The sequence below is a fragment of the Mycolicibacterium madagascariense genome, assembly GCF_010729665.1.
Lineage (GTDB): Bacteria > Actinomycetota > Actinomycetes > Mycobacteriales > Mycobacteriaceae > Mycobacterium > Mycobacterium madagascariense.
On the sequence record NZ_AP022610.1, the window covers coordinates 5,466,946 to 5,479,426 of the forward strand.

Below are 12,481 nucleotides of genomic sequence, written 5' to 3' on the forward strand. Positions count from 1 at the left end.
CGTCGGCGTCGGAGGTGAGACCGAGACTCAGGCCAGTCATTTACGGAAAGGCGGGCAGGACATGTGCTGGTTGTGCGATCACCCCGATAGGACGCTCGGGGACTATCTCGACCTCCTTCGCGCGAAGATCCGGCGGCGAGGATGGGTCGTGCAATACGTCGAGGGCGGCAGGCACTCCTTCGCGTACACGATCGGACTGCACGCGCGGAGCCTGCCCGAGTTGCTCGTCACCGGTCTGGAACCCCGGCAGGCGCAGTGGCTACTGGACACCTTCGCCAAGCGCACGCTGCGCGGACCCAGTCCCGTTGCAGGTTAACGGGTCTCATTGCCCGCGGGTACGCGTGTCGAGCTGACCGAGGTCGGCCGACCCGACGCGCACATGGGCATGGCCACGGCGATCGAGGGCGGCGACATCACCGCGCTGCAACTGGTGTGGGCCGACGACCGCGGCAGATGGCCGTGGGCGCCGAACTTCGACGACGGGTGCCGGATCCAACCCGTCCTGGGCATCCGGGCCGGGCAGCCGTGACGAGGCCGGGCATCGGAGCGGCTGCGCGGTCAGCCGGTCTGGCTGCTCCCGCGCTTGGTATCCCGGAGCCCCACCCAGAATCTCGCGGCCTCGCGGATCGATTCCTCGACCGGCCTTGGCTGCCAACCCAATTCGCGCTTGGCCTTGGTGCAGTCCACCGGCGCCTCGGCGCGCATCAGCCGCAACGAGTCCAGCGACAGGCGCTCGTCGGTCTTCGTCAGCCGTGCCTTGGCGCTGCCGAGCACGGCCAGCACCCACGACATGGCCAGCGGAATCGACCGGGTCGGCGCGGGAACACCCGCGGCTTCGGCGGCGATGCGGACCACGTCGGCATTGCTGATCATCTTCTCCGAGACGAGGTACCGCTCGCCGACGCGGCCATGCTGGGCGGCCAGGACCAGCGCCGCGGCGGCGTCGTCGATCCCGACGGCCTCCAGTTCGATGCCGCTCATCACGAACGGCAGCTTGCCGAAGGCCGCACCGGCGATGATCGCGCCGTGCGGCGTGCGACCCCAGTCGCCGGCGCCGTAGGTCGTCGACACGCACATCGCGATGGCGGGCAGCCCGCGGTCGCGGACGTACTGCATGACGAGGTCCTCGGCCTGCACCCGCGACCGCACGTACGGCGTCAGCCCGCGGTCGACGATGCGGTCGGCCTCGGTGGCGACATGGCCCCGCCTACGTCCCACCGTCGCGTAGCTGCTGGTGAAGATGAAGCGCTCGAGACCGGCCGCCACGTCGTCGTGACAGGCGACCTCGAGCACGTTTCGGGTGCCCTCCACGTTGGTGCGGAAGAGCGGGGCGGGGTCTCGCAGCCAACCCCTGGTGTCGACGACGCAGTAGTAGACGACCTGGCAGCCGGTCATGGCCTCGCGAAGGACCGCGTCATCCCAGATGTCGCCGACGAAGCGGGTGACGGACAGGTCGTCGATGCCGATCGTGTTGGCGCCGGCGCGCACCATGACGCGAACGTCCTGTCCGTCGGCCACCAGCCGACGGGTGACGTGCGAGCCGAGGTAGCCGTTGGCCCCGATGACGAGTGCCGTCACCGGTCGCCCCCGTACTGGCGTAGCCACGCCGCCGCCTCGTCGGGCAGTGTGCCGAGCGCTTCGGCCTTCCGGCACCACTTCACCGTCGCGGCGACGAAGCGAAGGGGGTTATAGACGTCCTCCTGCCGACACCACTTACCGTCACCGGCGTAGGTGACGATCGAGATGTTCGTGGCGCTGATGATGGTGCCGTCGCCGGGGTCGCGCATCGGATTGTCCAGCTCGCAGATGACGCGGCCGCGGGCGTCGTCGACGACGGTCCACAGCGACGGGAACGACGTCATGTAGCTACCGGGGAACGTCTCCATGGTCTTCCAGATCCAGGACCGCACCTGTTCGCGGCCGTGCATCGTGCCCGCCGCGTGCTCGACGTAGGTGACGTCGTCGCTGTACTGGTCGACCCATGGATCCCAGTCGCGGGTCCGGGCCGCACGATCGACCGTCGCCTCGAACCCGGCGAAGGCCGCGATCAGCTCGTCGCGGCTGTACGCACTCACCGTCACGTCCAGAACTAGAACACGTTCTACCGGGGTTTGTCGAGGAACTTCCCGGCGGTGCGAGGGGTTGTACGAATGCCAACACTAGGAGGACCAGTGGCCAAGCAATACGACAAGAACCCCGCGGCGGTGCACGCCCTGTCTCCCGAGCAGTACCAGGTGACGCAGAAGAACGGCACCGAGCGCCCCTTCACCGGTGAGTACTGGGACAACCACGAACCGGGTATCTACGTCGACGTGGTGTCGGGTGAGCCGTTGTTCGCCTCGACCGACAAGTTCGAGAGCGGATCGGGATGGCCGAGCTTCACCAAGCCCATCCAGACCCCGGACGGCTCGAATCACGTCGTCGAGAAGCGCGACTTCAGCCATCTGATGCTGCGCACCGAGGTGCGGTCGACGCACGGCGACAGTCACCTCGGGCACGTCTTCAAGGACGGGCCCCGCGAGGCCGGAGGGTTGCGCTACTGCATCAACTCGGCTTCGCTGAGATTCATCCACCTCGACGACCTCGAGGCCGAGGGCTACGGCGAATACCGGACGCTCTTCGCAGACCAAGCCGGTGGGCGGGAGACCGCTGACCGGGGACACACAGGAGGCACGGGAATGACGACCAAGACCGCGATACTCGCAGGCGGATGCTTCTGGGGCATGCAGGATCTGATCCGCAAGCAGCCCGGCGTGGTGTCGACGCGCGTCGGCTACACCGGCGGGCAGAACGACCATCCGACCTACCGCAAGCACCCGGGGCACGCCGAGGCCATCGAGATCGTCTACGACCCCGCTCGTACCGACTACCGCGCGCTGCTGGAGTTCTTCTTCCAGATCCACGATCCGACGACGAAGGACCGGCAGGGCAACGACGTCGGCAGCAGCTACCGGTCGGCGATCTTCTACCTCGACGACGAGCAGAAGGCGGTCGCGCTGGACACGATCGCCGACGTGGAGGCCTCCGGTCTGTGGCCGGGCAAGGTCGTCACCGAGGTCACCCCGGCCGCGGAGTTCTGGGAGGCCGAGCCCGAGCACCAGGACTACCTGGAGCGCTACCCGAACGGGTACACGTGCCACTTCCCGCGGGCGGGCTGGAAGCTGCCGAAGCGCGAGACCGCGTCGCAGTAGTCCGGCGGGCGCCTCACGCGAGCGGCGTTGGCCGGCGGCGCAGCACCACGCGCCCGCCGGCCTTCGGCGTGTAGGCCACGCCGCGCGAGTGCACCTTTTCGTCGGGCGCGGTGGTGGTGTCGATCACGAAGTGGCGCAACACCGTTCGCAGCACGACGTCCATCTCGACGTTGGCGAACGCCGCGCCGACGCAGCGTCGCACCCCGCCGCCGAACGGGATGAACGCGAACGTCGGTGGGCGCTGGCCGACGTAGCGGTCGGGGTCGAAGCGCAGCGGGTCGCGGAAGTCCTCGGCCCGAGCGTGGATGTGGTCGATCGCGACGAAGATCGAGTAGCCCCGCGGAATCACCCACTCGCCGAGTTCGAACGTCGGCGCGTAGACGTGCCGGCCCGCGAAGTCGATGACGGTGCGCGACCGCTGCACCTCGAGGATGGTCGCCTGCCGGTACTCGTTGTCGTCGGTCGCGGCCTCCTCGACGAGCCGGTGCAGCACTTCGGGGTGACGCGTGACGCGCTCCAGCGTCCAGGCGAGCGTGGCGGCGGTGGTCTCGTGCCCCGCGGCGAGCAGGGTGAGCAACTCGTCGGCGATGTCCCGGCGCGACATCGCCGAGCCGTCCTCGTAGCTGCTGCGCAGGAGCAGGGTCAGGACGTCGTCGCGGGTCTCGAAGTTCGGGTCGGCGCGCACGGTGTCGATCAGCCGGTCCACGGCGGCGTCGTACTGGCGCCGGTACTGCGCCAGCCTGCCCCACGGGCTGAAGCGGCCGTAGGTGCGCGACGGTGACGGCAGCACGGCGAGCTTGGAACCCAGGGTCACCCACGGCGGGATGATGCGGCGCAACTCGTCGAGCTGCTCGCCGTCGGCGCCGAAGACCGCGCGCAGGATGACGTTGAGGGTGATCCGCATCATCGGCTCGAGCGAGGCGAACTCCCGGCCCTGCGGCCACGACGCCGCCTCCCGCAGCGTCTCCTCCTCGAAGATCGCCTCGTAGTTCTTGATGCTCTTGCCGTGGAACGGCGGCGTCAGCAACTTGCGCCGCTGCTTGTGCTCGGCGCCGTCGAGGGCGAACACCGAACCGGAGCCGAGCAGACGGCTCAGGTTGGGCTGGATGTTGCCGACGTCGTCGACGTTGGCGGAGAACAGCTGTTTGGCGATCTGCGGGTCGGCGACGGTCACCGCGGCCCCGAACACCGGGACCTTGAGCGAGAAGACCTCCCCGTGACGGCGCGTCATCCAGTCCACCGTCCGGCGTCGCGACAGGACGAAGCATGCCGCGACGACGAACTCGGGCAATCGCGCCTTGGGCGGCAGGCGAACCGGGCGCGACCCGCCCGAGGAACCGGCGGACGGGCCGGCGGTGAGGGTGGTTTCGGACACTGCACGCTCCAGACTGTCTCGGTACTACGTCGTACCAGGTCGTGAAGTAGTACGGTACCGCTTGGTACCAGAGCTGCGCAAGAGTGGGAGGCGACGTCGGATGAGCACCGCGGCTGCCGCCATGCAGGATGCGACGCCCGCGTTCCGGCGCCGACTGCTCGACGGCCTGGCCGACTCCATCACCGAGCGCGGCTACCGGGCGAGCACGGTCGCCGACGTCGTGCGCCACGCCAAGACCTCCAAGCGGACCTTCTACGACGAGTTCGCCAGCAAGGAGGAGGCCTTCGTCGAACTCCTGCGGGCCAACAACGAGGACCTGGTCGCCCGCATCACCGCCGCGGTGGCGCCCGACAGCACGCCACCGGACCAGATCGACGCCGCGGTCGGCGCCTACGTCGCGCACATCGAATCGCGGCCCGCCATCACGCTGAGCTGGATCCGCGAGGCACCCGCCCTCGGCGACCTGGCCCGCCCGCTGAATCGTCTTGCGATGCAACAACTCACGGACATGCTAGTCGCGATCAGCACCAGCCCGGGGTTCGCGCGGGCCGGGCTCGCACCGATCTCACGGCCGCTGGCGCTCATTCTGCTGGGCGGCCTGCGCGAGCTGACCGCCCTGCTCGTCGAGGAGGGCGAGGACGTCCGCGGCATCGTCGCGCCGGCCGTCACCGCGGCGCGCGCAATCCTGGGCCTGCCGGCCGATTAGCCGAGGATGAGGCGCGCCGACGTCTCCAGCCGCCGCGCGATCTCCGGGTAGGTCGCGTATCCCATGCCGGCGCGGACCAGGGCACCGGAGTACAGCATCTCCAGGGCGTCGAGGACGTCGTCGTCGACCTCGGGGCCCAACGCCGCCGACAGACGGGCCCTGATGTCGGTACCGATGCGCTGACGCAGCACCTCGACGTCCGGGTCCTTGCCGAGCAGCGCGCTGGTCACCGCACCCGCGAACTCCGGTTCGTCGGCGACGAGCAGCGAGACGTGCTGGAGGACGTCGATCACGCGCGCCGCGCGGTCCTCCGACGCGTGCGGCACCGGCGGCGCACCCGCGAGCCGACGCCAGAAGACCTCGGCGACGAGGTGTTCCTTCGACGAGAAGTAGGTGTACGCGGTGGCCGCTCCGACCCCCGCCTCGGCGGCGACGCGGCGCACGGTCAGCCCGGCGAAGCCCTCCCGGTTGAGCAGGTCGACCGCGGCTCGGCCGAGGCGGTCGACGGTGTCGGCCTGCTTGGCGGTCAGACGGCGCCGAGTCGACTCCAGAGCCGGATCGGACACATGTCCGGACGCTACTACAACCGCCCGTGACCAGCAACGGTAAGTTGACCGTCATGACCGCTCCCGACACTGCCCTGCCGCCGCCCGCCGCGCGACTCTTCGCGCTCGCCGAGCAGGTCACCGGGTTCATGCCCGCCGACGAGGGACGCGCGCTCTACGACGCCGCGGTCGGGTACCTGCGCGACGGCGTCGGCGTGGAGATCGGGACGTACTGCGGCAAGTCGACGGTCATGCTCGGCGCCGCGGCACAGCAGACCGGCGGCGTGCTCTACACGATCGACCACCACCACGGGTCCGAGGAACACCAACCCGGCTGGGAGTACCACGACACCTCGATGGTCGACGCCGTGACGGGACTCTTCGACACGCTGCCGACGCTGCGGCACACCCTCGACGCCGCGGGCCTCGACGATCACGTCGTCGCCGTGGTGGGCAAGTCGTCGGTGGTCGCGCGGTCGTGGCGCACGCCGCTGCGGTTCCTGTTCATCGACGGCGGCCACACCGATGCCGCGGCCCAGCAGGACTTCGACGGGTGGGCCCGGTGGGTGAGCGTCGGCGGCGCGCTGGTCATCCACGACGTGTTCCCCGACCCGAACGACGGCGGCCAGGCGCCCTACCGCGTCTACCGCCGGGCCCTGGACACCGGCGCGTTCCGCGAGGTCTCCGCGATGGGATCGATGCGCATCCTGGAGCGGACGTCCGGCACCCCTGGCGAGGCGCTGGACTAGGACCCCGCGGCCGCCTTCTCGACGTCGAGGAGTTGCTCCCCGCGTCGCTCGGCATCGTATGCCGCGCGGCCGCCGCGCAGGCCGAACAGTCGCTTGGAGACCAGTAGGTAGACCACCGCGGCCACGTTGATCGCGAACGTCAGTGCGCGCGTGGGCGTGACGCCCTTGAGCAGGTCGTGCACCTCCAGCGGCAGGAACACCGACGTCGCGATCACGGCGAAGTACTCGCCCCACCGCTTGAGCAGCCATAGACCGATGCCCTCGATCAGTTCGATCACGGCGTAGGCGACCAACGCCAGCGTCAGCAGGGTGAGGGTCGACGGCTTGGCGGCCAGCGCCCGCTCCAACTCGTGGATGGCCGTCATCTGGTCGACCTTGATGCCCGCGTTGCGCAGCAACGGCAGGTCGCGATCGAACGTCGCCTGGATCGACCCCTGCGCACCGTGGAACTTCCACACCGCCCACGCGGCCAGCGCGATCAGCAGCGCCCGGATCCAGCGTTCCACTGCCAGCACCCGCACGATGAGGGCCTGCCGCAGGGCCTTGCCGCGGATGACCAGGGGCGCGTCGTCGGCGGACCCCCGGCCGTGCGGGCTGCCCACGACGAAGTCACCGCAGCGCAGACAGCGCCAGACCTCGCCGAGGCCGGTCGTCCCGCTGAGCCGCTGCGCCAGCCGCTCGTCGTCGGGCGCGTAGGTCACGTGGCCGCGGCGCGCACACGTCCACAACTCCCACCGGTTGCGGTTCCGACGTTCGGCCATCGTGTGCTCCTCACTTTTTCGAGTGACGCTACCGAGCCCCGTCCGCGCTGGTGGTCCGCAACGCCGCACCCCTAAGAACTGACGATCATGCATAATTTGCTCAACGACATCGGGAGTCGATTTGCCTACGCCATTCAGACGGTGGTGGCTGCAGCCCAGTCATTATGACTGGCTCAGCGGATACCTCCACGCGCGTGGCCTCGGCATGGCCACCCGCATCATGATGGCAGGGATATCGGCGTCGCTAGCACTGTGTTTGGTGGCGCTGCTGATGAGTGTCGACGGCCCGCACGGCGCGGTGCCCGTCGCGATGACGTGGACGGCATTCGCCGGGGGCGTGGCGGGCGTCGTGCTGTGGAGCGCGCGGTGGCCGACTCCGCGCCAATCTCAGGCGTTCGCCATGGCGACCAACACGTCCATTGCCCTCGCCTGTCTGGCACACCCGGATCCGATGGCCGCCATGATGGGCTGCATCGCCTTCGCGACCAGCGGTGGCTACATCGCCTTCTTCCACACCTCCAAGTACGTGGTGTACAACTTCGTCGTGGCGGCGGGCGTCGCGCTCGACGCGGCGGTCCGGCTCGCGGCACACGGTCACCTGGCGCTGGCCGGGGTGGACCTGTTCCTGGTGCTGCAGGTCAACATGGCGGTGCCGCTGGCCATCCAGGTGATGATCCGCGCGCTGGGCAACGACCTGGTGCGGGCGGACCTGGATCCGCTCACCAATCTCTGCAACAGGCGGGCCTTTCAGCTGGAGGCGCTCGCCCTGGTGACGGCCCGTCCCACCTCGGAGGCCTTCCTCCTCGTCGCGGTGATCGACCTCGACGACTTCAAGGCCATCAACGACCGCCACGGGCATCTGGCCGGCGACCGCGTGCTGGTCGAGGTGGCCGCCGCGCTGCGGTCGTGCACCTCCGCCTCCGCCGTCATCGCGCGCAGTGGCGGCGAGGAGTTCATCGTCGCCGACACGTCGCCCGAGGGGAACGCGGCCCCCCTCGCGCAGGGGATCTGCCGGGCCATCGCCGAGTTGCCGGTGTCCATCACCGCCAGCGTCGGCACGGCCTGCGCCCCGCTCGACGGCACCCCGACCCGCCAGCATCAGGCGCTGCTCGACCATCTCGTCGGCGCTGCCGACAAGGCCATGTACCGCGCAAAGCGCAGCGGCGGCAACAGGTTTCAGCACTTCAGTCGGCTGGACTGAACACCCCGGGGAGAACGGTCAGCGACCGCTGGAGGCGCACGCGCAGTCGAACTCGCCCTCGAGACCGCGGGGCAGGTCGTCGCCGCGGAAGATGCCGCTGGCGCGCGTCGTCGACGACAGCGCGTCCGCGGCCAGGATCATCGCCGCACCCGTCCACGTGGTGCGCTCGACCGGCCACCGCTTGCCGTCGGCGAACACCAGACCCGTCCAGTACGAGCCGTCGGTCTCCCTCAGGTGGTGCATCGCGGCGAACTGCTCGTGGGCGCGCACCGAATCACCCATCGCGTCGAGCGTCAGCACCAGCTCGCAGGTCTCGGCTCCCGTCACCCACGGCCGGTGGTCGATGCAGCGGATGCCGAGACCGGGAACGACGAACTCGTCCCAGCGCGCGTCGATCCGCGCCCTGGCCGCCTCTCCCCGTACGGCGCCACCGAGCACCGGGTAGTACCACTCCATCGAGTGAGAATCCTTGAGCAGGAACGACTCCGGGTGCGCGGCGATCGCATGGCCGAGACTACCGACGGCGACCTCCCACTCCGGCTGCGATTCGCCGAGGTAGTTCGCGAGCGCCAAGGCACACCTGATGCTGTGGTAGATGCTGGCGCACCCGGTCAGCAGCGCTTCGGGCAGAATGCCGGCTTCGCTTCTGGCCCAAGCGATCTGGCCGCCATCGAGCTGCATGGTCAGGACGAAGTCGATGGCGCGGCTGACGACCGGCCACATGGCCTCGGCGAAACTGCGATCCTCGGTGATCAACACGTGGTGCCACACCCCGGTGGCCACGTAGGCGCAGAAGTTGCTGTCGCTGTTGGCGTCCTCGAGCACGCCGTTGCGCAGCTGGATGGGCCACGAGCCGTCGGCCCGCTGCTGATCGACGCACCAGTCGAACGCGGCGCGCGCCGGTTCCCACAGTCCGGCGGCGGTCAGGGCCATCGCGTTCTCGACGTGGTCCCAGGGGTCGGTGTGACCACCGGGGAACCACGGCAGCGCACCCGACGACTCCTGTGTCGCGGCGATGGACTCCGCCGTCTGACGGCACTGCTCGGGCGTCAGAACGCCGGGTACGCCGGGAATCTCGGGACGCCGCACGACCTCAGGCCGCCGGCTTCTCGAAGTAGAGCGCCACGCTCTTGCCGATCAGCGGGTTGAGCACGGATTCCGCGTGGCGCGTCAACCATGGTCGGGACATCATGTCCCACACCAGCATTCGGTGGTAGGCGGTCACGGCGGGATGGTCGGGCTTGTCGACGCCGACCGCGCACTTGAGCCACCAGAACGGCGCGTGCAGCGCATGCGCGTGGTGCTGATGGTCGAATCGCAGTCCCCGCGCGGTGATCTTGTCGCGCAGCTGGTCGGCGTGATAGATCCGGATGTGGCCGCCCTCGTTGGCGTGGTACTCGTCCGACAGCAGCCAGCAGACCTTCTCCGGCAGCCAGCGCGGGACCGTGACGGCAAGGCGCCCACCGGGTTTCAGCACGCGGACCAACTCGGCGATGGCACGGTCGTCCTGCGGGACGTGCTCGAGGATCTCCGAGGCGATGACGAAGTCGAACGCGCCGTCGCCGTAGGGCAGGTCGAGCGCGTCGCCCTTGACGGCCTCGGCCTTCGCCGACGCGGGCGCCTCGCCCTGGTCCTGCATGGCCTGCAGGATCGCGTCGACGTTGTTGAGCTCGGCCGCGTCCTGATCGAAGGCCACGACGTCGGCACCGCGCCGGAACGCCTCGAACGAGTGCCGGCCCGCACCGCAGCCGACGTCGATCACGCTGCTGCCCTCGACCACGCCGAGCCGGTCGAAGTCCACGGTCAGCATGTCCCCACTCGTTTCATCGCGCGTTCGTAGACCGACACCGTTTGTGCGGCAACCGATTCCCAGCTGAAGACCTCGACCGCGCGCTGACGTCCGTTGGCGCCGAGGCGGCGCAACTCCAGCGGAGAGTCGAGCAGCTCGCCGAGCACCCTGGTCAGGTCGTCGACGTCGCCGGGCCGCACCAGGCGGGCGCAGACGTCGTCGTCACCGACCACCTCGGGCAGCGCTCCGGCGCGGCTCGCCACGATCGGCGTCCCGCTGGCCATGGCCTCGACCGCGGGCAGCGAGAACCCCTCGTACAGCGACGGTATGCACGCGACCTCGGCGGAGGCCAGCAGGTCGGCCAGCTCCCTGTCGCTCAAACCGCTCGAGCTGTGCACGATGTCGGAGATGCCGAGTTCGGCGATGAGCTTCTCGGTGGGACCGTTGGGTTCGAGCTTGGACACCAGCTGGACGTCGAGATCGCGCTCGACGCGCAACCGGGCCACCGCGTGCAGCAGGTGGCTGACACCCTTGAGCGGCACGTCGGCGCTGGCGATCGCGATGATGCGGTTGCGCACGCGAACGTCGCTGGGCCGGAACAGATCCGTGTTCACCCCGAGCGGCACGACGTGCAGCTGTCCCGGCGCGACCGCGAAGTCGTCGGCGATGTCCACGGCCGAGGAGGACGAGACGGTCAACAGTTCCGGAATCCGGCGGGCCACCTGCTTCTGCATCTCGGCGAAGCCATACCACCTGCGCACCAACGGCTTTCGCCACCACTTGGCGGCGGCGACGTCGACCACGCGATCGCGGGTGATCGGATGGTGGACCGTCGCCACCACCGGCAGGCCCAAATCCGCGATCGCCAGCAGACCGTCGCCGAGGCTCTGGTTGTCGTGCACGACGTCGAACTCGTCGCGCCGCGTGGCGAGGATGCGGGCCACCCGCAGACAGAACGTCTTGGGCTCGGGGAACCCGGCGGTCCACGTCGTCGCGAGCTCCAACAGGTCGATCCGATCGTGGATCTCGCTGGGCCGCGGAATCCGGAACGGGTCGGGCTCGCGGTAGAGGTCCAGGCTGGGCACCTTCGTCAGTCGTACCCGCGGGTCGAGCCCCTCGGGATACGGCTGACCGGAGAACACCTCGACGTCGTGGCCAAGTTCGACGAGACCGCGACTCAGGTGGCGGACGTAGACGCCCTGCCCACCACAATGCGTCTTGCTTCGGTAAGACAGCAGGGCAATTCGCATCTACTTCACCACGGCCAGAGTCGGAATCTGCGCTCTGGACATGTGTCCAGACTATAGTTTGACAAGCTAGCAGCCGCAACGCGGCCACCCCGTCTGACTATCACACGAGGCCCGCCGCCCGGCCCTCAATTCGGCGGGAAGCCGCCCGTGGCCACCGGACCCCAGCGGGTCGGGGTCACCCGGATCAGGCATTTCCCCTGGTCGATCATGGCCTGCCGGTACTCGTCCCAGTCCGAGTGCTCCCCGGCGATCGCGCGGAAGTAGTCGACGAGCGGTTCGACCGCGTCGGGTACGTCGATGACCTCGGCGTCGCCGTCGACCTGGACGTAGGCCCCGTGGAACTCGTCGGACAGCACGGTCACGCTCGCGCGCGGATCGCGGCGCAGGTTCGCCGACTTGGCTCGCTGGGGGTAGCTGGCGATGACGATCCTGCCGTCCTCGTCCACCCCGCCGGTCACCGGCGAACTCTGCAGCGACCCGTCCGACCGGAACGTCGTCAGCACCATCTGGTGCCGGGGTCGGACGAAGTCCAGGAGCGCGGCCAGGTCGACGGTGTCAGCGGTAGCGAGCTTGCGGGCCATGGGTGAACTCTACGGCCGCGGTTCGGCCCGGCGCTTGAGCGTCCACGACGGGATCCAGTGCGTGACGGCCTTGCGGCTGGCGCCGTAGGCGATGTCGTATGTGACCAACCCCCACCAGAAGCCCTGCTCGCACAGCCCCCAGCAGCTCAGCCTGCCCTCGACGACGGAATGCATCTGCAGGCCGGCGGGGTGGTAACCGCCGGAGCGGTGCGGTTCGCGGGGAAACACCGCCGCCAGGTCGACCAGGACGGCAACGGGTGGATCGACCCGGCGGAAGGCCTGCGGCATGGGCTGACCGTGATAGCCGATCGACTGAAGCTCGCCCACGTTTCG

The 12,481-nt window shown here is 69.2% G+C and carries 14 protein-coding genes and 1 pseudogene; 5 read left to right on the forward strand and 10 right to left on the reverse strand.

Annotated elements, in window-relative coordinates:
• The first annotated feature begins 61 nt into the window (after window positions 1–61).
• Window positions 62–529 (forward strand): annotated as a pseudogene (locus G6N60_RS25980) (DUF4262 domain-containing protein).
• A gap of 29 nt (window positions 530–558) precedes the next feature.
• On the opposite strand, the gene G6N60_RS25985 reads toward G6N60_RS25980, so the two are convergent.
• The gene (locus G6N60_RS25985; protein ID WP_163742796.1) at window positions 559–1,578 is read right to left on the reverse strand and encodes an NAD-dependent epimerase/dehydratase family protein; all 1,020 of its coding nucleotides are present in this window, start codon (window positions 1,576–1,578) and stop codon (window positions 559–561) included.
• A complete protein-coding gene (locus G6N60_RS25990) occupies window positions 1,575–2,081 on the reverse strand; it encodes a nuclear transport factor 2 family protein (RefSeq protein WP_163742797.1) in 507 nt (168 codons plus the stop codon). Before G6N60_RS25990 ends, G6N60_RS25985 begins: the two co-directional genes overlap by 4 nt.
• Before the next feature lie 69 nt (window positions 2,082–2,150).
• On the opposite strand from G6N60_RS25990, the gene G6N60_RS25995 reads away from it, so the two are divergent.
• Window positions 2,151–3,191, forward strand: coding sequence for a bifunctional methionine sulfoxide reductase B/A protein (locus G6N60_RS25995; protein ID WP_170312579.1), 1,041 nt, complete (start codon window positions 2,151–2,153; stop codon window positions 3,189–3,191).
• 13 nt (window positions 3,192–3,204) lie between these two features.
• Here the strand turns inward: G6N60_RS25995 and G6N60_RS26000 are convergent, their stop codons facing one another.
• The gene (locus G6N60_RS26000) at window positions 3,205–4,566 is read right to left on the reverse strand and encodes a cytochrome P450 (protein WP_372510959.1); all 1,362 of its coding nucleotides are present in this window, start codon (window positions 4,564–4,566) and stop codon (window positions 3,205–3,207) included.
• 100 nt (window positions 4,567–4,666) lie between these two features.
• Between G6N60_RS26000 and G6N60_RS26005 the strand changes: the two genes are divergently transcribed.
• Entirely contained in the window at window positions 4,667–5,272 is a 606-nt protein-coding gene (locus tag G6N60_RS26005) for a TetR/AcrR family transcriptional regulator (protein WP_163742800.1), read from the forward strand.
• Here the strand turns inward: G6N60_RS26005 and G6N60_RS26010 are convergent.
• A complete protein-coding gene (locus tag G6N60_RS26010; RefSeq protein ID WP_163742802.1) occupies window positions 5,269–5,838 on the reverse strand; it encodes a TetR/AcrR family transcriptional regulator in 570 nt (189 codons plus the stop codon). The genes G6N60_RS26005 and G6N60_RS26010 overlap by 4 nt on opposite strands.
• 53 nt (window positions 5,839–5,891) lie before the next feature.
• Between G6N60_RS26010 and G6N60_RS26015 the strand changes: the two genes are divergently transcribed.
• Window positions 5,892–6,566: a class I SAM-dependent methyltransferase gene (locus G6N60_RS26015; protein ID WP_163742804.1), complete on the forward strand. Its 675-nt coding sequence runs from the start codon at window positions 5,892–5,894 to the stop codon at window positions 6,564–6,566.
• Here G6N60_RS26015 and G6N60_RS26020 read toward each other — a convergent pair.
• Window positions 6,563–7,327, reverse strand: coding sequence for a DUF2127 domain-containing protein (locus G6N60_RS26020; protein WP_163742806.1), 765 nt, complete (start codon window positions 7,325–7,327; stop codon window positions 6,563–6,565). The two genes, G6N60_RS26015 and G6N60_RS26020, sit on opposite strands and share 4 nt — an antisense overlap.
• A gap of 205 nt (window positions 7,328–7,532) precedes the next feature.
• Between G6N60_RS26020 and G6N60_RS26025 the strand changes: the two genes are divergently transcribed.
• Entirely contained in the window at window positions 7,533–8,528 is a 996-nt protein-coding gene (locus G6N60_RS26025) for a GGDEF domain-containing protein (RefSeq protein ID WP_163742808.1), read from the forward strand.
• An 18-nt stretch (window positions 8,529–8,546) separates the two neighbouring features.
• Here the strand turns inward: G6N60_RS26025 and G6N60_RS26030 are convergent, their stop codons facing one another.
• From G6N60_RS26030 to G6N60_RS26050, 5 genes are all read right to left on the reverse strand, one after another.
• Window positions 8,547–9,617 (reverse strand): MMP endo-(1,4)-3-O-methyl-alpha-D-mannosidase, encoded by a 1,071-nt coding sequence (locus G6N60_RS26030; RefSeq protein ID WP_163742810.1) that lies wholly within the window; start codon window positions 9,615–9,617, stop codon window positions 8,547–8,549.
• A 4-nt stretch (window positions 9,618–9,621) separates the two neighbouring features.
• Window positions 9,622–10,338 (reverse strand): class I SAM-dependent methyltransferase, encoded by a 717-nt coding sequence (locus G6N60_RS26035; RefSeq protein ID WP_163742812.1) that lies wholly within the window; start codon window positions 10,336–10,338, stop codon window positions 9,622–9,624.
• Window positions 10,332–11,567: an MMP alpha-(1->4)-mannosyltransferase gene (locus G6N60_RS26040; protein WP_163742814.1), complete on the reverse strand. Its 1,236-nt coding sequence runs from the start codon at window positions 11,565–11,567 to the stop codon at window positions 10,332–10,334. The genes G6N60_RS26035 and G6N60_RS26040 overlap by 7 nt, the downstream gene beginning before the upstream one ends.
• 125 nt (window positions 11,568–11,692) lie before the next feature.
• Window positions 11,693–12,148, reverse strand: a complete 456-nt coding sequence (locus G6N60_RS26045; protein WP_163742816.1) for a PPOX class F420-dependent oxidoreductase — start codon at window positions 12,146–12,148, stop codon at window positions 11,693–11,695.
• 9 nt (window positions 12,149–12,157) lie between these two features.
• Window positions 12,158–12,475: a hypothetical protein gene (locus G6N60_RS26050; RefSeq protein ID WP_163742818.1), complete on the reverse strand. Its 318-nt coding sequence runs from the start codon at window positions 12,473–12,475 to the stop codon at window positions 12,158–12,160.
• Between the last annotated feature and the right edge of the window lie 6 nt (window positions 12,476–12,481).